The following is a 25,750-nucleotide window of genomic DNA, read 5'->3' as shown; positions in this document are numbered from 1 at the left end:
ATAGTACTTGTTAATAAATAATATCTACCCGATTTGGCCATTCACTGGAACCCATACCCAAACTCCCCGTCCTCGACCTTGACATGCACTCGCTCGATCGGCGTGCCTTCCATCATCCGGATCAAAAATTCCTCGCTGATTTTCGGCAACACGGTATTGGTCAGGATCGCGTCTATCATTCGACCGCCGCTTTCCAGTTCTGTGCAGCGGCTGGCGATGAGTTTGATCACCTCGTCGTCGTAGCTGAACGGCACTTTGTGGGATTCTTCCACCCGCTTTTTGATCCGGTTTAACTGCAAGCGGGCGATCGCGCCTATCATTTCGTCGCTGAGCGGGTAGTACGGAATCACAACCAGACGGCCCAACAACGCCGGCGGGAACACTTTCAACAAGGGCTCGCGCAAGGCTTTGGCGATGCCTTCCGGTTCCGGCATTAGGTCCGGGTCCTTGCACAGGTTCGCGATCAAATCGGTACCGGCGTTGGTGGTCAGCAGGATCAGCGTGTTTTTGAAGTCGATGACCCGGCCCTCGCCGTCTTCCATCCAGCCCTTGTCGAACACTTGAAAGAAGATTTCGTGCACGTCCGGATGAGCTTTTTCGACTTCGTCCAGCAACACGACGCTGTAGGGCCGCCGCCGGACCGCTTCGGTCAATACGCCGCCCTCGCCGTAACCGACGTAGCCGGGAGGCGCGCCTTTCAGCGTGGAGACAGTGTGCGCTTCCTGGTATTCGCTCATGTTGATGGTGATGACGTTTTGCTCGCCGCCGTAGAGCGCTTCGGCCAGCGCCAGCGCGGTTTCGGTCTTGCCGACGCCGGAGGTACCCGCCAGCATGAACACGCCGATCGGTTTGTTGGGGTTGTCGAGACCGGCGCGCGAGGTCTGGATGCGCTTGGCGATCATCTCCAACGCGTGGCGTTGGCCGATGATGCGTTGCTCCAGATTGTCCGCCAATTTCAGCACGGTCTCGATTTCGTTTTTGACCATCCGGCCGACCGGAATGCCGGTCCAATCCTGCACCACCGAAGCCACGGCCTGGTGATCGACGGTCGGCAAAATCAACGGCGATTCGCCTTGTTGTTCGTGCAACTGGGTTTGCAGGGCTTTCAATTCGGCGAGCAACGCGTCGCGATCCTCGCCGCCGGCCTCGGCGTCACTGGCCCCGTCCACCGCGTGCCCGGCTGCGCGTAGCTTGCCGCGCAGCGCCAGAATCTGTTCGACCAATGCTTTCTCCGCATTCCAGCGCTCTTCCAAACCGACTAGGCGCTCGCGTTCGGCGGCCAGTTTTTCGTTGGCCAGTTCCTCGCGCCCCGCCACTTCGACGCCGACGGCTTTCTCGCGGCCGATGATCGCCAGTTCGGTTTCCAGCGCGTCGATGCGCTTGCGGCAATCGTCGACTTCCGCAGGCACCGCGTGTTGACTGACGCCGACACGGGCGCAGGCGGTATCCAGCAAGCTGACCGCTTTATCCGGCAATTGCCGAGCCGGAATGTAGCGATGCGACAGTTTGACGGCGGCTTCCAGCGCCTCGTCCAGAATCAAGACTTGATGGTGCTTCTCCTGCACCGATACGACACCGCGCATCATGCCGATGGCTTTGGCTTCGTCGGGTTCGTGAACTTGCACGACTTGAAAGCGGCGGGTCAAGGCCGGATCTTTTTCGATATGTTTTTTGTATTCGGCCCAGGTCGTGGCCGCGACGGTACGCAATGCGCCGCGCGCCAATGCCGGTTTCAGCAGGTTGGCCGCGTCGCCGGTACCCGCCGCGCCGCCGGCGCCGACCAGGGTATGGGCTTCGTCGATGAACAAAATGATCGGTTTCGGCGAAGCCTGAACTTCTTCGATCACTTGACGCAAACGGTTTTCGAATTCGCCCTTCATGCTGGCGCCGGCTTGCAGCAAGCCGACATCCAAGGTGCGCAAACTGACGTCCCGCAACGACGGCGGCACGTCGCCGGCAACGATTTTCAGCGCGAAGCCTTCGACGACGGCGGTCTTGCCGACGCCCGCCTCGCCGGTCAGGATCGGGTTGTTCTGGCGGCGGCGCATCAGGATGTCGATAACCTGGCGGATTTCCTCGTCGCGACCGACAATCGGATCGATCTTGCCGTTACGGGCCTGTTCGGTCAGATCGACGGTAAACTGCTTCAATGCTTCTTGCTTGCCCATCGCCGCCGGCGCGATCGCGCCGCTGGCCTCGCCGGGCGTCGCGGCGATATGCGAGCCGTCGCTGGCCGCCAAACCTTCTTCCGGGGAACCGGCGGTGATTTTCGGAAATTCGTCGGTAACGGTGTCCGGTTTCAGTTTGTCGAACTCGCGGGAAATGCCGATTAATTCGTTGCGTAGCGCCTTGGTTTTCAACATGCCGATCAACAGATGCCCGCTACGCACTTGATTTTCGCCATACAGCAAGGTGCCGTAAACCCAGCCGCGCTCGACACTGTCCTCAATGTGCGGCGAGAAGTCGGAAATGGCGGTGGAACCGCGCGGCAATTTGTCCAACGCCGCTGTCACTTCCTTGGCGATCACCGAACCGTCCAAGCCGTAATGCTTGAGCAGACGGTGAATATCGGAGTCCGGCAATTGCAGCAACTGGCTCAACCAATGCACCAGTTCGACATAAGGGTTACCGCGTAATTTGCAAAACACCGTCGCGCTTTCCACGGCTTTGTAGCAAACCTTATTTAACTTCCCGAACAGCTTGACTCGGCTAATTTCCGCCATCGTTGGTTCCCATCGTTATCGTTTTAGATATCGCTCATCGGGCGCCGACAGCGGCGATGAACGGGTTAAGCGTTAAATCGTCGGCATCGGCGCAGGTCGAGCGTGGCCCCAACCACAGACTCCAGCCCAGCTGCCCGCCACCGCGCTCGGCCAGAACGGCCGGCTGGGCCGGTTGCCCCAAGCAGAGCTCGGCCGGCACTTGATCGGCCTGCAAACTCAGTTGAGCATCCCACACCCACTCGTCGCCGGCGTATTGCCGGACGATGGCCACCAGTTGCGGCAGCAAGATCCCGCCCGGCAGCAGCGCCAAATACAAAACCAACGGCAACGGCCCCAGCACGACTCTGAACTTGTGCTGACAACCGAACACGCTGGCACCGATCACGGCGGACTGTCCCAGCGCGGCGGTGACCATGCTCAAGCCCAGACGAGTCTGTTCGCGCGGCTGTATATCCATCCATTCGCCGACGAATTCGGCGATCCGCACCGGAACCCGCAAAATATCGGAAAGAATAGACCGCAACCCATCCGGGTGCTTGGCCTGTCCCGAAAAATGGCCGGCATAAAATAGCCGAGCCCGATCCGGCAGCGCGTCGCGATCCTGAAAAGCGTTGCCGGCCGTGCCTTGCAGGGCCGCCACGTAGAAACCGAAGCGGTCGGTCTCGGGCCTGTCGTAGCTCACCTCCGGCCGAGCATTGGCCCAGGCCCGGTAGAACAGGCCTATCATCCGGTGGTGAAACACGTCGACAAAGCGCGCGAAGGTCGGGTCGTGATGATGTCGGAGACGTTCGCGGGCGTACTCGGTCAAATGCAAGGGTAACGGTCCGTTGGGACCGAACAAACCCATGAAATTCACGGCCAAGCGTGGCTTGGCGCCGTCGGCGTGGTAGCGAGCCACCGTCGAAGCCGGGAATTCCAACTCCGGCTCTTGCGATAAATGCACCGGATCGTCCACGGCTTTAACGCTGGTTCCCAGCCGAGGCTTGTCGGGATTGGCGCACTCGATCAAGCGCATCGCCTCGAAAAAATCGAATCGCGACGCGTCCTTGATCAATTCGGCCATCAAATCGTGTGACGACATCCCATCCTCGCAGGCCAACGCGCCACCTCGCCTCTATCGGTGCTGCGAATCACGGTTTCGACGAACGAATTGATCGACACATAACGGCTGAAGAAGCGTTCCAGTACCGTACCCAGTAGAAAATAACCGCCACCCTCGAAGGCGGACTCGTCCAGCACCACGGTAATTTCCAGCCCGCGGCCGAAGACCATGGGGCCGTTGGCGTCGATACGCCTGACCACGTTTTTAGCGTTGACCGATATCACGCCCTCGATCTGCTTTTTGACGGCCGGCTCGCGCTGGTCGGCGTACAGACTTAATAGTTCGCGTAACGCGCCGGCGCCGACTTTCGGATCGGTATCGATCAGCGACAGATAATTCAGCGATAAATGGTTTACCAAACGCCAGACCGAGTCCGCTTCGTAGGCCGCCGGCAACGGCCGGGTAGGCCCGACGATGCAACGTATCGCCTTGACTGGGGCGCTAATCTGCAACGTAAAATCGGTATCGCCGAGACCGACCGGCATCACCAACGGCAAGTCGCGATTGGTGCATAGCGTCTCCAGCCCCAATTGCGCCAAATTGCCGGCATACGGCGCTTCGGCGGCGTCCACCAACGCGACGAACACCTCGCTGCCGATATAGCTGGAGCGCACGCCCTTACGCCGCTGTCTCGATGACAGCACCCGTTTCACGCGCCTGAGCGAGTAGAAGGCGGTCTCGCCGTGGCCCTGGTAAGCGGTTTTCGAGCCGTAGAACGGCAGGAACGCGCGTTCGCTGCCCTGATCCTTGCTATAACCGGTCACTTCGGCGACGCTGTAGACTTCGTAATCCATCGGGCGACTGCGGTCGACGACAATGTGATATTCGGATTGGCGCTGATCGATCTGCAACCGATCGGTCCGCTTCGGGAACAGATTGATGGCCGGCGCGCAAAATAAGGCTAGATTGTTTTGATCCAGCACGTTAATCAATTGAGCGTCGCTACGGTCCAGCAACACGAACAATTCGAGTTCCTCGCCGTCGCAAGCCGCCGCCAGTTCGGTCAAGCCATCCAATTCGATAAACAGATACCGCTCCGGAAACGCGAAATATTCCTGCAAAATCCGGTAGCCGTCGAACGACCTCGGCGTTTGTTGCAGTAAGGCCTCTTCCGGCTCGAAGCCCATTCCTCGCACCCAATGACGACCGCCGTCCAAATAACGCACCGTGGAAGCATTGGCTCGGGTGTGTTTTCCGGCAATGCCGACGACATTGGCCAACAATTGTTCGTAGAGCCGATAGGGAATATTGCCGGCCCCGCGCAGAAACAGCGGCAAGCGGTCGAGCGCGATTTTATTGAATTTGGCGCCGCCCAAGCTGCGTAGCACGATGCGAAAGGCCGCCTTGACCGGCACGGCATATTTGCCGGCCGACACGCCATGACTCGAAACCGCCGCCAGGGTCGGCAGGTATTCGAGTTGGCCAATCTGTAGCGGCAACAATTCCACCGCTTGCGAGGTGCGATATTCGCAAGCCGTCTGTTCGCCCTTGGCAATTTGCGAACGCAGCACCGTCCCCTTGGGAATCGTCGCACCGTCGGCCAAGGCCGCTTCGGCAAAATCCGGTTTGAACTCGACGACCGCCATCGACGGCGTTGCCGACAAATAATGCGGGTAAACGATTTGCAGCAATTGCTGAGTAAAATTGGGAAACTCGGCATCGACCTTAAGCTGCACCCGCGCCGCCATAAAGGCGAAGCCTTCGAACAAGCGTTCGACATAGGGATCGGAGCATTCGAAAGTGTCTAGACCGAGACGGCTGGCAATCTTGGGATATTCGGCCGCGAATTCCGCACCGACCTCGCGCACGTATTGCAGCTCGCGGTTGTAATATTTCAGCAACTTGGGGTCCATCGCCTAACCGTCCCAATCCTTCACGGTGATTTCCCCGGTTTCCAAATCCAGATCGCTACGGATATACAAATGCACGGGTAGCGGTTGCGCCCACAAATCGCCTTCTATTCGAAACGACAGCGCTTTATTGCTCATTTGTTCGCTGTCCTTGATCAATTCGACGCTGAGGCTGTCGGCCAAAATGCGCGGTTCGAACTGAGCGATGGCTTGCCGAACCTTGGTTTCGACCTTACGCACGTCGATGCCGGTCACCGCCACGCCGGAAAACACCGGCGAACCGAAATTGATCACCGAACGCGCGGCATGCGGCACTTCGGACAAATCCACCATGCTCTCCAGTGCCGCCGTGTTGAGCAACCAACTCAAATCGCGCAGCACGCTTTGCCGCAACTGACGCAACGACATCACCCGCTGCTCGCGCGCCTCGGTCCGATTCTCCGGCGCATCGTCGGTCAGACGATCCAGTAACGAGGGTTGCAGGCGCTCGGAATGCAACAATTCAGCCATTTCGCGTGCCCCTACTCGCTAGCCAATTCGATCAGGCGCAAATCCAGCAATGCGTAATCGTCGACATCGGTGGCCAACAAACGTTGCCCAAGTCCGTGAACGATTCCGTCGGCGACCGCTTGCCAGTCGGTCAGCCGCGACAGGCGTATCCGCGGGTCGTCGGATGCGTCCGAACCGGAATAACGGGTCGGAATCAAACCGTCCGCTTCGCCGCCGTTGACCCAGGTAAAGTGGGCAGGGACCCAAACCAAATCGCGTAAATCCGTGGGCGGCTCCAACTGAATCTTGCCGATTTGCAAAAAAGGAATCCAGTAATAGCGACCATTCATGATCGCTTCCAAACACGGCCCAAGCCGGCTATCGGCATCGGCGATCCACGCAAACGGCGTACCGTCGACACTCCCCGAGGTGGCTGGCGCCTGCTCCAGGGCCTGTCCGCGCATCTGGGCGGCCTGTTGATAGTTGCCGTTATTTTCCAGCTTTAGCGCTTCCAGCAACAAAGCCAGCCATTCCCGCGGCTCGCCGAAAATCAGTGGTGTTTTCAGTCCGGCGAAAACATCCTTGCGCAATGCCTCGCATTGCAATACTTGTTCGTAAGTGCCGACCATCAGCAGGGTGGACTTGTCCAGGTCCCTTAACACGTTCAATTGGGTCAGGGCTTTGTCCCATTGACCAATCAGGCAATAAAGCTGGAACAGCAAGATGCGGGATTTAGGCTCCGCTGGGTTTTGCCGGATGAGTTGTTGCGTGTTCCGCAACGCCTCGTCCAAGTCGCCGTCGGCAATCAAGCGTGAAACGTCCTGCATGGATGACTCCAAAAGATGGAAAAACCCCGGCGGAAAACCGCCGGGGATAGGCCCTTAAACGGTTTCGTTGGCTTTGACGCTCCAACCTTTGAACGCACCGGTAATCGGTGCCTCGCCTTCGCCGAACGAGTTGTATTTCATTTTAATTTCGTTGAAATTGATCGAGATACTCTCGGTCGGACGATCGCCGCCGCTACCTTGACTGTAGCTGCTGATAATCGCATCCGCGAGTTCGATTTCCAAATAAACCTGGCCCTTGGCATCGCTGCCGCCGGTTTGGATGAAGTGAATGGTTGCGGTTCCCAAACTTTTGCCGCAAATGGCTTGCATCCACAAATCCACCGACGCCACGTCCATATTTTTGGTAAAAGTTACTTCCGAAAACGATGGATTACTGGTATCGCGGTCCTTACCGCCGCCACTTTGCGAAATCGCCCGGCCCACGCCCATTTGCAGGCTGTCCAGCGTAATCCAGTCCTTGTGGCTGGCTACGGTGCTGTCGCCTTTAATTTCGGTTGCGAATTTTAATAAAATCATGGTGCTCTCCTTTCCGATCAAGTTTTAAGAAAAAATTTAACGGGTATCTTTACCCTGAGATTTATAGCCCCGGCGCGCCGGGATGTATAAAACATCTGCCGCTGGCGGCGACCAAATAGGCGGCCGCCGCCAACGCATACCAAACTCGGTTCGCCGAACCGGTCTAACCTTTTTGTGACGGTAATTTAGAGGTCAAGCGCAAGGACACCGTCAACCCTTCCAATTGATAATGCGGCCGCAGAAAGAACTTGGACTGATAGTAGCCTGGGTTGCCTTCCACTTCCTCGACAATCACCTCCGCGCCCGCCAACGGCCTGCGCGCCTTGTCTTTTTCGGTGGCTACCGCCGGATTGGTCAACACGTACTGACTAATCCAAGTATTCAGCCAAGCCTGCATGTCTTGACGCTCCTTGAAAGATCCGACTTTATCGCGGACGATGCACTTCAAATAATGCGCGAAGCGACAGGTCGCGAACAAGTAAGGCAAGCGGGCCGCCAAGTTGGCGTTGGCCGTCGCGTCGGGGTCCTGGTATTCGAACGGTTTTTGCAAGGACTGCGCGCCGATGAAGGCCGCGAAATCGGTATTTTTCTTATGCAACAACGGCATGAAACCGCTTTTCGCCAATTCGGCCTCGCGCCGGTCGGTGATTGCGATTTCGGTCGGGCATTTCATATCGACACCGCCGTCGTCGGTCGGGAACGAGTGCACCGGCAAACCTTCGACCGCGCCGCCGGACTCGATGCCGCGAATTTGCGAACACCAGCCGTAAAGCTTGAACGAGCGGTTGATGTTGACCGCCATTGCGTACGCGGCGTTGGCCCAGGTGTACTTGCTGCTGTCGGCGCCGGACGTATCTTCTTCGAAATCGAACTCCTCGACCGGATCGGTTTTCGAACCGTAAGGCAAGCGGCTCAGGAAACGCGGCATCGCCAGACCGATGTAACGCGAGTCCTCGGACTCCCGCAACGAGCGCCAGGCCGCATACTCCGGCGTTTGGAAAATCTTGGTTAGATCGCGGGGATTGGCGAGCTCCGACCAACTTTCCATCTGCAACACCGAAGGCGCGACGCCGGAGATGAACGGCGCGTGCGCGGCGGCGCTGACTTTCGCCATCTCGCCTAACAACTCGACATCTTGCGGGCTGTGGTCGAAGTGGTAGTCGCCCACCAGACAGCCGAAGGGTTCGCCGCCAAAGGTGCCGTATTCCTCTTCGTACATCTTTTTAAACAAGGGGCTTTGATCCCAGGCCGTTCCCTTGAATTTTTTCAGGGTTTTACCCAATTCGTTTTTCGAGATGTTCAATACCTTGATTTTCAACATCTCGTCGGTTTCGGTGTTGTTCACCAAATAGTGCAGGCCTCGCCAAGCCCCTTCCAGTTTTTGAAAATCCGGGTGGTGCAGAACCAGGTTAAGCTGCTCGGTGATTTTTTGATCCAAGCCGGCAATGATGGCTTGGATACTCTTGATCGCATCGTCGGAGACCTTGGTGACGTCCTGTAACGCGTATTGAGCCAAGGTGCCGACCGCGGTATTGACTTGGCTGGCGGCTTCGGTGCCCGGTTTGAATTCCTTCGCCAACAGCGCCGAAAAGTCGTCCAGTTCCAGAGTTTGGGTTGCGCCTTGCGCGGCTTGATTTTCCAATTCCGCCATGACTTAACCCTCGCTGCCTTCGGCGTCGGCCGGTTTGGCCGAGGCGGCCAAGGTTTGCAGCAACGCTGGATCGTTGATCAATTTGGCAATCAATTCCTCCGCTCCGGTCTTGCCGTCCATATAAGTGATCAGATTGGACAACTGCGTGCGGGCTTCGACGATTTTATCCAGGCCGGCGACCCGTTTGGCGACGGCGGCCGGCGAAAAGTCATCCATGCTTTCGAAGGTAATATCGACATTCAGGTTTCCTTCGCCGGTCAGAGTATTCGCCACCTGGAAAGCCACGCGCGGCTTCATCGATTTCAAGCGTTCGTTGAAATTATCGACATCGATTTCCAGTAACTTACGATCCGCCACCGGCGCCAACGGTTCCGCCGGCTTGCCGGACAAATCGGACATGACGCCCATCACGAACGGCAACTGCACCTTTTTTTCCGAGCCGTACAACTCGACGTCGTACTCGATCTGGACCCGGGGCGCCCGGTTCCTTTGAATAAACTTTTGACTGCTTTCTGCCATGATATTCTCCGCTTGAGATATTTAACGACTACAAAAAAGGTTAGTGTGGATCGGGGCCTTTCAACGCATCGATATGCGTCAGGGCATCCGGCATCAAATTTAGGACAATTTCGCGAAAATCGGCGGTCACCAGGTGTTTTGCCCGCAACAATAAAATCGGTACCGGACTGGAGGGTTCGTTCTCCGCGTAATACTTGCAAATCAAATCCAGCGATTTCAAAACATCCTGGCGCGTCGCTATTTCGCCTACCCCCGCCTTGGGCTTGGCGGACACTCGGACCGTTTCGCCGGCATCCGCCACATCCTCCTCGGCAACGTCGCTTTCCGGCTCGGCTTGGTCAGCCAAGCGGCTACCGGCAAATTGCTCGAAAAAATGCCGAATCTCTTTAAACAAGGCCTTGGCCGCGCTCAAACTGGCCGCCTGGCTATTGCCTACTCGATCGACAACGGCCGCATCCAAGCGGTCCAATAGCGCCATGCTGTCATTGATGGCTTGAAAATTGGCCGCGAGCTCCTCGAGTTCGACATCCAGAAAAGCCGCGTTGATCGCGCTGATTTCCGGCTTGGTCTGGCCAGCCGGGAGGTCGAGCTTGTCGGTGGCGTATTGCATATCGCGCAAACAAAACCGACCCACCGATTTTGACTCAACCAACATCGTCTGACTTAAGGGCCTGAGCACCCAATCGAAATTGTTCAGTTCTTCGATGATATTGATCCTGAGGGTCGGATCGAGGCCATCGTCGGGATCGAGTTGGGGATGCAGGTGCTCCCAGTAGCGATCTATCCACTCGGTCAACAGGTTTAAACCGTCTCGAAAACCGCGCACGCCTTCGGTCGGAATCAGACAACGGATTAAATATAGGGCGACCTGCAGATCCTTAGACCGCCCCAATAAGGCCAACGCATCCTTTTGCACTTGCCGCCAATTGGGCGGCATGGCTTTTTCGCCGGAAAATTGATTCTCCGGCGTCCCTAGAATATCGGTATCCAACGCCACCCTGGCGTTGTCGTATTCCAGATTGTCGCCGCAAGGGTTGTCGGCGGAAATCTCGTCCAGTAAACCGGATAAATCGGCCATGGTTCAGTCCTGCTCCTGTTAGGGTCGGTTATTGCCACCCGCCGATCAGAATGAACGGCGACCAAAAAAACGGGTGTTTAAAACGTTTGGACTTGATCATCGCGATCTGCGCCTGGCGCATCGCTTCCGCCTTGTTCAAGGAATTGCCCAATCCGTCGTAAAACAAATGCATGAATTCGGTGGCGGCCTGATCGTTGATCGACCACAAGCTGCCGACCGCGCTTAAAACGTTGCTCTTGACCGCCAATCCGCTGAAACCCAATAGCATCCGGTCGTCGCCTTCGGCCGTTTCGCAAGCACTCAGCGTCAATAAATCGATAGGTTCGCTCTTCAACCGATCGCCACCCAAGCTGCCCTCGAAATCCAGCAAGGTCAGATTCTGATCGTAAGCCATCACGAAACTTTCCTTGGCGTTCTTACCGAAATACCCGTGCGAAGCGATATGCACCTTCGCGTAATCGCCGGTTTCTATATCCCTCTTCAACGCCGACGCCGTGAATTGATTATTCAATAACATCGTGCTGTTCTGTCGTTTCGCGACCGAATCGATTTCCCGCTCGATATTGGGCAAGCTCAATTCTTCGACCAAGCGCGAACGGTCCATGGCTTTCTGCGCGACATCGGCGGGTTTATTGCCGATCAAACGTTCGACGACGTTGTCTGGCAGCGTGTCGATCGCGGCGCCGTCCGGCCGGCTCAAACCGGCGACCAGGGCCCGCAAGTTCTTCCGTTTCGCGACCTGCTTGTCCCAATTTTGAAACGTCAAACCCGGCAATGTCACGATCGCGTATTGTTCGACCAAAAACCGGCCGCCATCCTGTAACACCGAGTACGGCACCGCCCGCAAATTGCGGTCGGGCACGTAGAGCAGCAATTTCGCGCCGGCCGCCGCGACATCGTTGGCAATCGGTTCGAACAGCCACTGGTAAAGCTGTTTGGCCGCAGCCCGGTAGTCCTTGCCGGCATGCAAGCGCTGCGTCAGGATTTGCGCCTGTTCGCGTACCCGCTCGGCCGACACCGGCACGCTACGTCGCACAACGAGCGGGCCATGCTTCATCAACAACTCCAGCCTGTCGGTCAACAAAATCGGGTAAACGATGACGGTTTCCGGAAACGCCAGTTCTCGCCAATCGTCCCGGGTTTGCACCGAGATCGAACACCGCCCCAAAAAAAAGTCCTGCAAATCGGCTTCCTTGATCGCTTCCATGCTGGACATGGCCTTGTTCAGCGCCTGTTGCTCGGAATCGCCGGTGCCGGCTTGCCGTAACAACAAATCGACGTAGCCACGGTGTAACGGATCGATCACGGTATCGATCGCGCTGCGACCATCGGGTAAATTGATCGGCAAATCGCCCCGAATCGCCAACAAATCGTTCACCGCCTGCTCGTAGGCGCGTAGCGCCGGTACCTGTTGTCCCAAACGCAGCAACAAGTCGCCTTGCAGTGCTTCAAGCTCGGCCAGCAATTCCAGGTAGCGTCGATCTCCGGCCAAGGCCAACGCTTGCTCGGTCAGTGCCAGGGCCTCGCGATCGCGGTTTTGCTGGCGATATAATCTAGCCATCCCCAACAAGGCCTCCACCCGCATGCGCGGCGGCGGGTTAGCGCCCACCAACACCTTGTCCAGTGCGGCATACGCCGCGCCAACCCAGCCCTGGCCATCGCTCGGCGCCGCCTCGGCCAGCAAAGCCTCGGCGGTTTTCAGCCGTACCTTGGCCGCCGGAAAATCGTTCGGCAAACCTTCACTTCTGGCAGCCAGCTCAAGCAATGCGGCAACTCGACCGCTTTTATCTTCACCCGCCGCCGTCCGACTCAACGCCACGCTCATTCGTAACGGGCTGTCGCCCTGGCTCCGCAATGCCGCTTCAGCCTGATCTGCGTATTGCAAGGCCTGTTGCCGATCGCCCCCGGCTAGAGCCAGTTCGCTCAAATAGAGCCCAACTAATCCGCGTAAATAGTCCGGCCCGGTCTCGGTATTCCGATAAGCGGCTTTGAGCAAGGGTTCGGCGGCCTCTTTACTGTTCAACAAGAACAGGTTGTAACCCGCCGCCGCCTCGACCGCCGCCAATAAACCTATATCGCCCTTAACATCGACCACCGCTTGCAGCGCGGCATCGAACTGTTGTTGCGCCGCTTGCAACTCACCGTTGTCTCGCAGTTGCTCGCCGCGCAAGACTACCGATCGAATCTCGGCGGCGGAAACCGGCACCGGCATCTCGGCCGACGCGGCATTTCCGACCGCCACTCCCAGCGCCAGAACAGTTATGGCAATCAAGTCTAGCCGCATTTGCGCTTCTAGCATTAAATTTGGCAATTCGATTTCCTCGTCTTGGATTGGCCATGGCTGGACCGGATTTTCGGCAATCGCTATCGCGGCTATTCGACCGATCCCCCTGCCGATCCGCCGAGAACCGATTTCGCTATCGTCGCTCCGGCGTCGAGGTTGGCGTCTCCAACCAGCTTAATATGTCAACAAGCGTGCCAACCACGACCAAAGCCGCCTCGTTTCCGATAACAACTTGTTCTGAAAAGGATTTAACGAATATCTCGCGGAGCGCCGAACGTCAGAACCGCCATTCGCCTACCGAAATCGGCACGGGATTTCGTAAGACTCGCGATATATCGCCACTCCGCTAGGGTCTATTCCGCTAAAAAACGTTGAAATTGACCCGAAAATGGATACCGTCGTCTTGAATACTGTGGCTGCTGCGCTGCCGATTCGGCACCGGCGTAAACGCATGCGCCCAATAAAATTCGGTCGTCAAACCTCGAAACTGCCACTGCAAGCCGATACCGGCCGAATACAGATAATGAGTGGATGGCCGAGCATTGGTCGCGGTCGGGCTGTCCCAAGCGCCGCCGTATTGGATAAACGGCACCAAATGCAGGCCGTCGCGGCCGCCGACATCTAGGTAAAGCGGATATTTGACTTCAGCGCCGACATTGAAGCCGTTGTCGCGCACGTACGTATTTTCCCGATAACCTCTGACCGTGTAGGCCCCGCCCAACGCGTAACGTTCCAAGTTTAGTAGCGGCTTATCCGCCAACTGAATATTCGCCTTCACCAACAGGGCGGCGCCGTTCTCCAGCAACTTCACCGAAAACAAACTCTGGCCCAACCAACTGAAAAATTGGCCGCTGGGCAAACCCGGTCGATTAGTCGTCGCCCCCAACATATCCAAACCGACGTTGAAGGTAGACCAAAACACCAATCCCGTGTCCTCGCCGCGATGCGAAAAATGCTGGGCAATTCGCATGACGCTGGCTTGGGTCGCGCACCCCAAGCCTTCGCCGCCGGAAATCGGTTGGCAAGTATTACTGACTTGGCTGCGATTTTCGCGAAACGCCATATTCACGCTGAATGTCAGATCGTCGTTAAAGCGCCGATAGATCGGATGGCTAAGTCCGGCTTCGAAACCGACGATGTGATTGGTAATGTTCAGAGTCTCCAGCGGCGGTTCGACGATGCTGCTGTAGGTGTCGCTGTAGCGAAAACTGGCCCGCAAATCGCGCGCGGTCAGCGGCACACTGATACCGGTGTTGTAACCCTGCACGCCTTCATTGACGATGAACTGACCGTCGATCCGCTCGCCGAGAGTCAACAGGTTGTCGACCCAACCGCCGACCCGGCCGGTATATGCGCCCACGGCCGGCGTCTGGTAATCGTCGGCGCCCAAATATAACTGGTAAGGCCTGGCCCGCTCGACTCGCAAATCCAAAATCGCCTCGCCCAGCTTTTCCCCCGGCACCAAGCGACCATTCAGTTGTTGAATCAGCGGGTCGGCCAGCAATTGCCGATAACTGTCTTGTAAATCCTCGACCCTTAACGGTTCGCCGGCCCCAACCAACAAGCGGTCTCGCAAATACCCCTCGCGCAAACGCTGTTGCCCGCTCTGCCGGACTTCGGTCAACCGCCCTTCGACGATATTCAAGTGCAGCACGCCGTCGGCCAGCGACTGACTCGCCAGCACGGCGCCGGAATTGATATAGCCGTGATCGATGTAGTATTGGCTGACCGCGCGTCGTAGCATTTCGATGTCGGCGGCGCCGATTCGACGGTGCAAAAATGCCGCCGCGACGCTCTGTAGTTCCGCGTCTTCGAAAACAGTATTTCCGTCGAAAATGACACGCTGCAGCTCGACGCTGCCGCCGGTCGACGCCGGGGCTCCCGACTTAGGCAGTTCCGGCAACACGAAACCGCCGCTGCCAACAGCCGGCCGCTCCGGCTGGGCCAAGGTCGGCTGTCGGGACTTGGTCGGGTCGGCATTCAGCGGCGGCGGTTCGTCCGCCACGGTCTTGGTCGCGAAGGCGGCAATCACTAATCCAATTCCCAAGCGGCGAGACCAAATCGGGTTTCGCTTAGCGAGCGCCGTGGCGGCCTTCAATCTGTCCGGGCCGACAGTCCCCGCATCCGGCGCCGGCTTGGCTCCGCGTTGTACCAAACCGCGACCGTCCAACATCCCAAGCTTTCGCCGTATCGCCATCGCTTATGCCTTACCGCAAGAACGGCCGGTCGAAGGGGCGTCGAAAGTTACGCTTAAGCGATCGGCCGCCGCCAAACTCAGCGAGAGCGGCGCATCGCCGAATACCGAAAACGGCAGAATTTGCTCGTAAGCCAGAACAACGCCGTTGCTCTGCTTAAACTCCAGCGAACTGCCGTTACCGCAGGGATCGTTCGGAACATCCGGCAAATCCACCGGTTTGGCGACGATGGAGACATCGACATTGACCAAATTACCGGGCTGTCCACTTTGGAAACCGTTGACGAACAGGTTCAACCCGGCGGCCGGCGTCCAATCGGAGCGGCTGCTACCGGCCGGTGCCAAATAGCCCTGGTATTGCGGATTAGCTTTGATCGCTTTCAAATTGTCGGCCTGCACCCAAAGTTTTCCGGTCTCGCTACCCAGAATATTGCCGTAATCGCCGCCTTCCGGCAGCCGATAGTAAACCTCGTTTTTAACGCCCAAATCGCCATGCACCCAAACCGTCGTACCTCCGCCTGAAAAAATCACTTGGGTGATTTGCAACGGCGTGCCGATGTTCATTGCGGCCGGACTGTAAATCCGCGCGCCGGCCAAAATCAGTTGCACCGCCTGTAGGGTCAGGCCGCTATCGGCCCTACCGGTCAAACTGCCGGAAACCAGGATGTTGTTCCCAGCTTGCAGCAAGGCCGCATTCACGCGGCCGCCGATGTCGATATCGCCGCCGGCGATGATATCGCCGTCGATGTTACCGGAGTTGGTGACGCTACCGCCGGCGCGAACTCGGCCGTCCAATGTGCCGGTATTTTCGACGTTGCCGCCGGCCGTCGTCCGCCCGCCTATCGTGCCGCTATTGACGATATTGCCCGGCGCGCTGGTATCGCCGTCGATCCTGCCGGCATTGACGATATTGTAGGCGGCGTCGGCCGGCGGCGCCGCCATCGTCAACGCGGCATGGGCCGTGTCGCCCGCCGCCGGCGCCCCGTCTCCGACTAAGGCCAAGCCGCCGATCCGCCCGCCTTCGGCATTGGTCAAATCGCCTGCCTTGGCCCAGGCCTGACCGCCGATGCGGCCGGCATTGACCAAATAACTGGCAGCCTCGGCATCGCCGTCGATTTCAACGTCGGCGCCCGCGACGATGCCGCGATTGTTCAGCAGATAACCGCCTCGCGCCACCGCGTCGCCGCCAATGGTGCCGTCATTGGTCAGATTGCCGGCGGCGGCGACATCGCCGCCGATACGGCCGCGATTGTCGATATCGGTAGCGTTTAGGCTTTCCGCGCCGTCGTCGATCGTACCGGTATTCAGCAAGCCGATGCGGTTTCCGTCGGCTTCGAGCGAGATTAACAACGCTTGACTGCTGGAACCGGCCGCGTCCGCACGACCGTTGATCGTACCGGTATTCGTGATTTTGCCACCGGCCACCGCGTCCCCGTCCAGCCGTCCGGCGTTATTCAAGGCTCCGCCGGCCTGAGCGCCGCCACGAATTCGGCCGGCGTTGCTCAAATCCCGTCCGGCAGCCGCGGCACCGGTAATATCGCCGTCGGCTAGGCTGGCAATATCCTGGTCGGCGGAGATACCCCCGGCCTGGACAGTGCCGTTGTTAAATGCATCCCGGCCGGCATGAATACCGCTTCCGACCACGCCGCCGGTCCGGTTGTCGACATCGCGGTCGGCCCTGGCGCTACCTGAGATCGCGCCGGAATTGATCAGGTCGTTACCGGCGCTCGCATCGCCGCCAATTTGGCCGGCATTATCGATGTCAGCGGCATCGGCATTGCCGGAAATACTTCCGGTATTGCTTAGCGAACTCGCGGCGTTAGCGAACGCGCCGACGCTACCGCTGTTGGTTAACGCTCCCGCACCGGCTATGGCGGCGGCACCGACCGTGCCGGTGTTGACTAGATCGGTACCCGCCGTGGCGGAGCCAGCGACGTCGCCAGCGTTAACCAGCGTCGTCCCGGCGCTGGCGTTACCGTTGATTGAACCGGCCGCGGCATTGGTCAGTGCGCCTGACGTAGCCGTCGCATTTCCGCCGACGCTGCCGGCGTTGGCCAACGTACCGGTCGCCGCGCTGGCGTTACCGCCTATCGTCCCATCGTTGGTCAAGTCGCTTCCGGCGTTGGCCGACCCCGAAATACTGGCACCGGTTTCGTTGATCAAACTCGTTCCAGTTTCGACGTTGCCGGAAATCGTACGACTGGCGAAATTAAACACGCTGCCGCTCGCATTGACGTCGCCGGTAATCGCACCGTCGTTAGTTAAGTCTCCGCCAGCCGTCACGCTGCCAACGATAGTACCCAAATTGTCGAGATGGCCGCCGTTCCGAGTTTCCGCGCCGCCCTCGATTCGGCCTGCCGCGTTATTCGTCAGCGCGACGGCACCATTCAGGCTACCGCCGGTATTCGCGGTCGCTTTCCCGGTGATCGTGCCGCTATTGTCCAATACCGCTCCGGCACTGGCGTCGCCGCCTATCTCGCTAGTCAAGCCATTGATTAAGTTGCCGACGTTTGCGACGGCACTGCCGCCAATGCCTCCGTTATTGGTTAGATCGCTACCCGCCGTGGCGCTGCCGCTGATTATGCCATCGTTGGTCAAACCGGTGCCCGCGCTGGCGTTGCCGCCGATGCTGCTGCCCAACGCGTTGCTCAAACCACCGGCGGTGGCCGTGGCGTTGCCGGTAATGCCGCCGGTGTTGGTCAGGTCGGTACCGGCCGTCGCGGAACTGCCGATCGTCCCGTCGTTGGTCAGCACCGTGCCGGCGCTGGCGTTGCCGCCGATGGTTTTGCCGCTCGCGTTGGTCAAAGCCCCCGCCGTCGCGGTAGCATCGCCGCCGATGTCGCCGTTGTTAGTCAAATCAGTACCGGCAGTAGCGCTGCCGCCGATCGTACTATCGTTGCTCAAACTGGTGCCGGCGCTGGCGTTGCCGCCGATGCTGCTACCCACCGCGTTGTTCAAGCCGCCGACGCTGGCCGTGGCGTTGCCGGTAATGTCGCCGGTATTGGTCAAGTCGGTGCCGGCTGTCGCGGAACCGGTAATCGTGCCGGCGTTGTTCAAGGTCGTGCCGGCCGTCACGCTGTCGGCTTGCAGGTTGGTGTCGCTCCCGATTTGGATCGCGCCGCTGGCGTGGATGGTGTCGCTAGCGCCCGATTGATCGGCGCTGATTTCGCTGCCGACTCCGCTGATTTGCAGGTCGCCGGCTTGCACGTCCACGCTCAGCGCGCCGCCACCAGTTTTGGTCACGGCGCTACCGCCGCTTAGCACCAAGTTGCCGCTGCCAACCGTTACCGTCAGATTCCCCGCCCCGCCGCTACTGTCCTCTATCGCCGAGCCGGCGGTCATGCCCAGGCTCGTGCCGCTGGTCACGGTCAAAGCGCCGCTGCCGGCGCTCTTGCGGATCGCACCGACGCTGCTGGTGTCGCCCAGGTTCAGCGCGCCGCCGGACGAGACGGTGACCGTACCGGAGGTTTTGTTGACGGTGATCACGCCAGTGCTGGCACCGTTGCCGTCCAAGGTCAGTGCGCCGCCGGCTGTCACGCTTTGATTGGCGGACCCAGTCAGCGCGATCAGGCCTTGGTTGAGCAAGTTGCCGGTTGTCGCCACGGCGCTGCCGTTGATCGTACCGGTCGCGCTGTTGGTCAGGTCGGTGCCAGCCGTGGCACTGCCACCGATCGTACCGGCGTTGGTCAGCACCGTGCCGGCGCTGGCGTTGCCGGTGATGGTTTGGCTTGCCGCATTGCTCAGCGTTCCGGTGGTGGCAGTCGCGTCGCCGGTGATCGTGCCGCTGTTGCTCAAGTTGCGCGACGCGGTGACTGTGCCGGTAATCGATCCCTGGTTGTTCAAATCAGTGTTAGTTTGGCTCTGGGCGCCACCGTTAATGATGCCGGCATTGGTCAAGCTGGTCACGCCGCTGAGACCGCCGCCGGTATTGGCGCGGGCCAGGCCGCCGATCGTGCCGCTGTTGTCCAGATAGCGCGCCGCTGTCACCGCACCGCCGGTCACGCCGAAGTTTTGAATATCCGTACCGTTCTGGCTGCTGACGGTATCGCCGTCGGCATTGCCCAATATCGCGCCGTTTTGGTTCACCACGGTGTAAATCTTGCCGTTGCCGTCGGCGGTCAGGCCCGCGACGCCAACGGCCGAGATACCGCCGGTCGCATTGCCATTGATGGTGCCGCTATTGGTCAGCACGGTGCCGGCACTGGCGTTGCCGCCGATGGTTTTGTTGGCCGCATTGGTCAAGGTGCCGGCGGTTGCCGTCGCGGCGCCGCTGATACCGCCAGTGTTGCTCAAATTGGTGCCGGCCGTGGCAGAACCTCCGATCGTACCGGCGTTGGTCAGCACCGTGCCGGCGCTGGCGTTGCCGGTGATGGTTTGGCTTGCCGCATTGCTCAGCGTTCCGGTGGTGGCGGTCGCGTCGCCGGTGATCGTACCGCTGTTGCTCAAGTTGCGCGACGCGGTGACTGTGCCGGTGATCGATCCCTGGTTGTTCAGATCGGTGGCGTTTTGGCTTTGGGCGCCGCCGTTGATACTGCCGCCCACGGCGTTGGTCAGGCTGGTCACGCCGCTGAGACTGCCGCCGTTGTTGGCGCGGGCCAGGCCGCCGATCGTGCCGCTGTTGTCCAGATAGCGCGCCGCTGTCACCGCGCCGCCGGTCACGCCGAGGTTTTGAATATCCGTGCCGTTCTGGCTGCTGACGGTATCGCCGACGGCATTGCCCAATGTCGCGCCGTTTTGGTTCACCACGGTGTAAATCTTGCCGTTGACGTCGGCGCTCAGGCCCGCGACGCCAACGACCGAGGTGCCGCCTGTCGCGTTGCCATTGATGGTGCCGCTGTTGGTCAGTACCGTGCCGGCGCTGGCGTCGCCGCTGATGTCGCTGGTGTTGGTCAAATCGGTACCGGCTGTCGCGGAACCGCTGAGCGTGCCGGCATTGCTTAAGGTCGTGCCGGCCGTCACGCTGTCGGCTTGCAGGTTGGTGTCGCTCCCGATTTGGATCGCGCCGCTGGCTCGGATGCTGTCGCTAGCGCCCGATTGATCGGCGCTGATTTCGCTGCCGACCCCGCTGATTTGCAGGTCGCCGGCTTGCACGTCCACGCTCAGCGCGCCGCCACCAGTTTTGGTCACGGCGCTACCGCCGCTTAGCACCAAGTTGCCGCTGCCAACCGTTACCGTCAGATTCCCCGCCCCGCCGCTACTGTCCTCTATCGCCGATCCGGCGGTCACGCCCAGGCTCGTGCCGCTGGTCACGGTCAAAGCGCCACTGCCGGCGCTCTTGCGGATCGCACCGACGCTGCTGGTGTCGCCCAGGTTCAGCGCGCCGCCGGACGAGACGGTGACCGTACCGGAGGTTTTGTTGACGGTGACCACGCCGGTACTGCTGCCGTTGCCGTCCAGGGTCAGTGCGCCGCCGGCTGTCACGCTTTGATCGGTGGACCCAGTCAGCGCGATCAGGCCTTGGTTGAGCAAGTTGCCGGTTGTCGCCACGGCGCTGCCGTTGATCGTACCGGTCGCGCTATTGGTCAGGTCGACGTCGGCCGTGGCGGAGCCGTTGATCATGCCGTCGTTGGTTAAACTGCCTGCCGTTGAGACCAGATTCCCAGAAAACTGTCCCTGGTTACTGATATCCACGTTTGCCGTCAAGGTTCGCAGGCCAGCACTTTGTAACAGTGACGCATTGCCTGACGCGGTGGCAACGTCAACAACCGCATCCTGAATTTGTAGTACACCGCTATTCGATTCGATTTTGGAGCCATCAGTCATACTCAGCGTCGTGCCGCTGGTCACGGTCAAATCGCCGCTGCCAGCGTTCTTAAGAATCGCTCCGACGTTGGTGTCGCCCAGGTTCAGCGCGCCGCCGGACGAGACGGTGACCGTACCGGAGGTTTTGTTGACGGTGACCACGCCGGTACTGCTGCCGTTGCCGTCCAGGGTCAGTGCGCCGCCGGCTGTCACGCTTTGATCGGTGGACCCAGTCAGCGCGATCAGGCCTTGGTTGAGCAAGTCTCCGGTTGTAGCCACGGCGCTGCCGTTGATCGTACCGGTCGCGCTGTTGGTCAGGTCGGTGCCGGCTGTGGCACTGCCACCGATCGTACCGGCGTTGGTCAGCACCGTGCCGGCGCTGGCGTTGCCGGCGATGGTTTGGCTTGCCGCATTGCTCAGCGTTCCGCTGGTAGCGGTCGCGTCGCCGGTGATCGTGCCGCTGTTGCTCAAGTTGCGCGACGCGGTGACTGTGCCGGTGATCGATCCCTGGTTGTTCAGATCGGTGGCGTTTTGGCTTTGGGCGCCGCCGTTGATACTGCCGCCCACGGCGTTGGTCAAGCTGGTCACGCCGCTGAGACTGCCGCCGTTATTGGCGCGGGCCAGGCCGCCGATCGTGCCGCTGTTGTCCAGATAGCGCGCCGCTGTCACCGCGCCGCCGGTCACGCCGAAGTTTTGAATATCCGTGCCGTTCTGGCTGCTGACGGTATCGCCGCCGGCGTCGCCCAATGTCCCGCCGAATTGGTTCACCACGGTGTAAATCTTGCCGTTGCCGTCGGCGGTCAGGCCCGCAACGCCGCCGGCCGAGGTGCCGCCTGTCGCGTTGCCGTCGATGGTGCCACTATTGGTCAGTACCGTGCCGGCGCTGGCGTTGCCGCCGATGTCGCCGGAGTTGGTCAGGTCGGTGCCGGCCGTGGCGGAACCGCTGAGCGTGCCGGCATTGCTTAAGGTCGTGCCGGCCGTCACGCTGTCGGCTTGCAGGTTGGTGCCGCTCCCGATTTGGATCGCACCGCTAGAACTGACAAGTGTCGCGCCTCCTCCCGTCAATGTCGTCGTCGATCCGTCTTGAATTAATAAATTCGTGCCTGAAATCGAAATAGTACCGGCACCGCCCGCTGTCACCGTCGAACCATTTAAAAGAACCTGGGAGCCTTGAATATCCACCGATCCTGAGGCGGTATTAATCGCACCGCCGCTAAGACTGACGCTTCCGGAGGGGGAAACACTCGACTTGACCCCTGCGCCGTCGGGATCAACACTGGTGAAACCGAACCCGGTAGGAGCGATGCTCAATGAACTAACATCCGTCGTGGCCAGACTAAATTCGCTAGATGAAAAACTAACCTGCGTGGCATTACCAACGTGAAACGATCCGGGCACGTTTATCGAAGCGCCCGCGCCAATCACTACTCCTTCGGGATTGAACAACCAAAAGTTAGCATTGGTCAGTTGATTGCCAAAACTAACAATACCGTTGATCGTGGATGCCCCATTAGTGCCGTCAAAATTTACGCGGGCAATAACGTTATCCACACTTGAACCGGCACCGCAATTGGCGCCGGAACAAACGAAACGCGCCTCATCGGTATTTGCGGGGAGATTGAACTTAGAAAAACTGAAGAACAGATTGGATCCGGATTTGACACCATCCGTTTCACCAGTAATGGTCGTCACGCCTGAGCTCGGCGTGAGGGTATGTCCGGCTCTCAGCGTCGAATCGACAACCACTTCCCCGACCGCGTAAGCATCCACGCCATACCACACCAGCGCTAGCCCAGCTACGAGACCCAAATCCGCGGGGTGCTTACGATGGATTGCCACAACGAAACACCTCATTGGGATTAAAAGTTGCCGGCGCCTCACCTAAGGTTTAATAAAAGTGTTGCGGAACCTTAGTTTTTCGGCTCGGGAATGCGGGTTTAACGCCCGGTCGGCAGAACTGACGCAAACACGGCATCCATCCCCAACCGAACCCTCTTTTATTAATTAGCTCACATTTTTGAAAAAAACTTTAGGTAACTTTATCCAAAAGCACGAATCCGGTCAATCTAAGTTATGTTTCCAAGACACGCATCAACCCACTTAAACAATGCATCCACTGGTGGCTATTTTCGCTTGGCGACTTCGTATTGAATCCGGACCCATATAATGCCTGGTACCTGCATCGCCGGGACTAACGAACCATCGCTATTGGCGATACTCTCGACATTTGGCAAGGCTTGCTCGCTGAAAACGGCGACGATGTTGTCGGTACCGACCGGGCCGGTGATTTCCAGCTTGAATTTGTCGGGCCGCGGCGGAATTCGGTATTCGGTGTCCGCCTTGACTTTGCCATTCTGGTATTGGTTGGGCAACAGCTCGCTGATTTCGCCGGTCGCACCGATGTAAGCCACGCGCAGATAGCCGGACTTGGCCGTATAGAGCGTCAGCTTCAGCTCCTCTCCAATCCGATACTGCGGTTTACTGGATGCCAAACTGAGAACGCCGTCGGCACTAGCCGCCTGATGCTTCGGTTCTGCGGCCTTAACCGCCTCCGCTCTGACTTCGACAACATCGACGGCCGAACGGGTATGGCCGTCCATGACCGTCAACTCCACGCGGTAATCGCCGGCTTTGTCGGGAGTCAACTCGGGATGCGCTGTATCCGCATTTTGCAAAGAAACGGCACTGCCATCCGGCATTTGCGCCAGTTTCCAGGTATAAGTCAGCGGCTGCCCGTCGCCGGATCTGGAAGCACTAGCGTCAAGTTTGACGCTGTCGCCGACGGTCGCTTGCCGATCGGCGCCGGCATCGGCCGAAGGCGGCGCCGCAACCTGAGGCGGAGCGGCGATCTGCCAACGTTGGGCGTCGGAGGCGGGCAACGGTTCCGGCGACTGCCGGGTCAACCACCAATTGGCGAGTCCGCCCGCCAAAACCAAAGCGATCGCCACGCTGCCACCGACCAATTGCGGCGACCAACCTGCTTCCGGATCGAATTGTTCCAACCACTCTTCCAGCGCCTTGGGCCGACGCTCCTGCAGTATTTCGATGGTCGATTTCAACAATTGCCATTGGCGGCGATTCAGGCCCTTGACCGGTGCCGGCGCGAGCTTCTCCCCGCGTTGCTGCCCGATGAACACGGTAGACGCTGGTTTGCGGCCGTAGGGATGCCGGCCGGTTAATAATTCGTAAACCACTAACCCAAAAGCGTAGATGTCGTCGCGCGGATCGGCCTGGGCACCGTTCATCATCTCGAAACTGGCGTAGGGTGGCGTGTGCCCGCCTTCGACCCGGGCATTGAAAACCGTTGCGTCCGGATCGCCGCTTTGTTTGGTGCGGGTAGCGATGCCGAAATCCAGCACCTTGACGTCACCGCCCTCGGTGACGAACACGTTGGCCGGCTTGAAGTCGCTATGCACGATTCCCTTGCGATGCGCGTAGGCCAAGGCCTCGCCCATGCTCAATATCAACGGCCAGGCCCTCTTTAATGCAACACCACCGGACGCCGAGGCGTCGCGGATCAACTGGCTTAAAGACCGACCAGCCAGGTATTCCATGGACATGAACACGTGATCGCCGTCTCTATCGAAATCGTAGACCGTGATGATGTTGGGATGCGAGAGTTCCTGGGCCTTTTCGCATTCGCGCTGTAAACCTGCCACCAGCATTTCGTTCAGCGCCAGTGCGGGATTCAATACCTTGATCGCGACATAGGGGTTTTTCGACCTGGCTTCAACTTTGCGTCGATCAACGGCCTTGAACACCATACCCATACCGCCCTCGCCCAAACTTTGAATGAGCTCGAAACGGTCTTTCAGCAAATCGCCGATAGCCGGGGGGCGGGCGATTTGCTGAAACGCCGGAGGTAGCCTGTCGTTGGCGAGTTCGGTGGCCTCGTTGGCCAATACCGTGGCGTCGGAATTAGGCGCATCGGCGACTGGCACGCCCTGACCCGCGCTTGCGGTAAACAAGTGAGTTTTGTCGTCGTCTTCAGCAGGCGTCACGGACGCTCTCCGTCAACGGCTGTCATTTCGACCGGCACGGCATCAGTAGCGGGCAGATTGCTTACGCTCAAGTGAATTCTCTTCTCGTCCCGCCGAAATCGTGGCTATTGCTTACCCAGACTGACGATACGTACCCGTCGATTCGCCTCGGCGGTTGGATTTTTGGCGTCGGCCAATTCCTGTCTTCCGCGCCCTTCAATCTGAATCGCATTGCCGGCAACACCGAATTTATCGATCAAATACGCCTTAACCGCCTCCGCGCGCCGCCTCGACAATTCGATATTGAATTGATCACCCCCGACAACATCCGTATGACCTTCGATCCGATATTTGATCCCTTCCAGTTCGCCGGAAGCCAAGGCCTTACCGACCGGCTCCAACTGAGTCTTGGCCTGGGCATTCAGGGTCGCTGAGTTATAGTCGAACAAAATCTCCATCGAAATAGCCTTCTCGGCCACCGTCGTCGGTAACTGCACCTTACGACCGGTGGCTTTGTCGATATTGCTGATTTTCTTCAGCCCCCTGACATTCTCTAACTCGGACTCGGGTACGTCCTGGTAATCGTCGGCATCCGCCGGTGCCGGCTGCGCCGCCGGTTCCTTGAAATGTTCGATAATCTCGTTGGGATTGGGAGTAGCCTTACCGAAGTTTTTGTCTTCGGCCCAGACCTCGGTAGCCAGCAATCCGGCAATTACCGTTAAACCCAACCAACTGGCGTTATTGTTCATGGCCTTCCCCCTGCTTTCCAAAAAA

General features: G+C 58.9%; 14 protein-coding genes. All 14 read right to left on the bottom strand.

Annotated elements, in window-relative coordinates:
* Positions 1–41: 41 nt before the first annotated feature.
* On the bottom strand, positions 42–2,723 hold the full coding sequence (gene tssH / locus ACQE3D_RS02085; RefSeq protein WP_313729236.1) for a type VI secretion system ATPase TssH: 2,682 nt from the start codon (positions 2,721–2,723) through the stop codon (positions 42–44).
* 34 nt (positions 2,724–2,757) lie between these two features.
* On the bottom strand, positions 2,758–3,804 hold the full coding sequence (tssG, locus tag ACQE3D_RS02080) for a type VI secretion system baseplate subunit TssG (protein WP_064029991.1): 1,047 nt from the start codon (positions 3,802–3,804) through the stop codon (positions 2,758–2,760).
* The gene (gene tssF / locus ACQE3D_RS02075; RefSeq protein ID WP_281022076.1) at positions 3,786–5,678 is read right to left on the bottom strand and encodes a type VI secretion system baseplate subunit TssF; all 1,893 of its coding nucleotides are present in this window, start codon (positions 5,676–5,678) and stop codon (positions 3,786–3,788) included. The genes tssG and tssF overlap by 19 nt, the downstream gene beginning before the upstream one ends.
* A gap of 3 nt (positions 5,679–5,681) precedes the next feature.
* Positions 5,682–6,185: a type VI secretion system baseplate subunit TssE gene (gene tssE, locus ACQE3D_RS02070; protein WP_071156198.1), complete on the bottom strand. Its 504-nt coding sequence runs from the start codon at positions 6,183–6,185 to the stop codon at positions 5,682–5,684.
* Between the two features lie 11 nt (positions 6,186–6,196).
* The gene (locus ACQE3D_RS02065) at positions 6,197–6,991 is read right to left on the bottom strand and encodes a type VI secretion system accessory protein TagJ (RefSeq protein ID WP_313729237.1); all 795 of its coding nucleotides are present in this window, start codon (positions 6,989–6,991) and stop codon (positions 6,197–6,199) included.
* 54 nt (positions 6,992–7,045) lie between these two features.
* A complete protein-coding gene (locus tag ACQE3D_RS02060; RefSeq protein WP_064030001.1) occupies positions 7,046–7,528 on the bottom strand; it encodes a type VI secretion system tube protein Hcp in 483 nt (160 codons plus the stop codon).
* A 163-nt stretch (positions 7,529–7,691) separates the two neighbouring features.
* Complete coding sequence (gene tssC, locus ACQE3D_RS02055; RefSeq protein WP_064030003.1) at positions 7,692–9,179, bottom strand: type VI secretion system contractile sheath large subunit; 1,488 nt, start codon at positions 9,177–9,179, stop codon at positions 7,692–7,694.
* 3 nt (positions 9,180–9,182) lie between these two features.
* Complete coding sequence (gene tssB, locus ACQE3D_RS02050; protein ID WP_064030005.1) at positions 9,183–9,698, bottom strand: type VI secretion system contractile sheath small subunit; 516 nt, start codon at positions 9,696–9,698, stop codon at positions 9,183–9,185.
* Positions 9,699–9,738: 40 nt separating this feature from the next.
* The gene (gene tssA / locus ACQE3D_RS02045; RefSeq protein WP_281022073.1) at positions 9,739–10,776 is read right to left on the bottom strand and encodes a type VI secretion system protein TssA; all 1,038 of its coding nucleotides are present in this window, start codon (positions 10,774–10,776) and stop codon (positions 9,739–9,741) included.
* Positions 10,777–10,804: 28 nt separating this feature from the next.
* The gene (locus ACQE3D_RS02040) at positions 10,805–13,087 is read right to left on the bottom strand and encodes a CHAT domain-containing protein (RefSeq protein ID WP_313729239.1); all 2,283 of its coding nucleotides are present in this window, start codon (positions 13,085–13,087) and stop codon (positions 10,805–10,807) included.
* Between the two features lie 334 nt (positions 13,088–13,421).
* Positions 13,422–15,257 (bottom strand): ShlB/FhaC/HecB family hemolysin secretion/activation protein, encoded by a 1,836-nt coding sequence (locus tag ACQE3D_RS02035; RefSeq protein ID WP_281022071.1) that lies wholly within the window; start codon positions 15,255–15,257, stop codon positions 13,422–13,424.
* Positions 15,258–15,260: 3 nt separating this feature from the next.
* Positions 15,261–22,307, bottom strand: coding sequence for a hypothetical protein (locus ACQE3D_RS02030; RefSeq protein WP_313729240.1), 7,047 nt, complete (start codon positions 22,305–22,307; stop codon positions 15,261–15,263).
* Positions 22,308–23,119: 812 nt separating this feature from the next.
* Positions 23,120–24,997: a protein kinase domain-containing protein gene (locus ACQE3D_RS02025; RefSeq protein ID WP_313729241.1), complete on the bottom strand. Its 1,878-nt coding sequence runs from the start codon at positions 24,995–24,997 to the stop codon at positions 23,120–23,122.
* Between the two features lie 104 nt (positions 24,998–25,101).
* Positions 25,102–25,725: an OmpA family protein gene (locus tag ACQE3D_RS02020; protein WP_313729242.1), complete on the bottom strand. Its 624-nt coding sequence runs from the start codon at positions 25,723–25,725 to the stop codon at positions 25,102–25,104.
* Between the last annotated feature and the right edge of the window lie 25 nt (positions 25,726–25,750).

The sequence above is a fragment of the Methylomonas sp. MS20 genome, from assembly GCF_050275925.1.
GTDB lineage: Bacteria > Pseudomonadota > Gammaproteobacteria > Methylococcales > Methylomonadaceae > Methylomonas > Methylomonas koyamae_A.
This window is presented reverse-complemented; position numbering and strand designations above follow the sequence as displayed.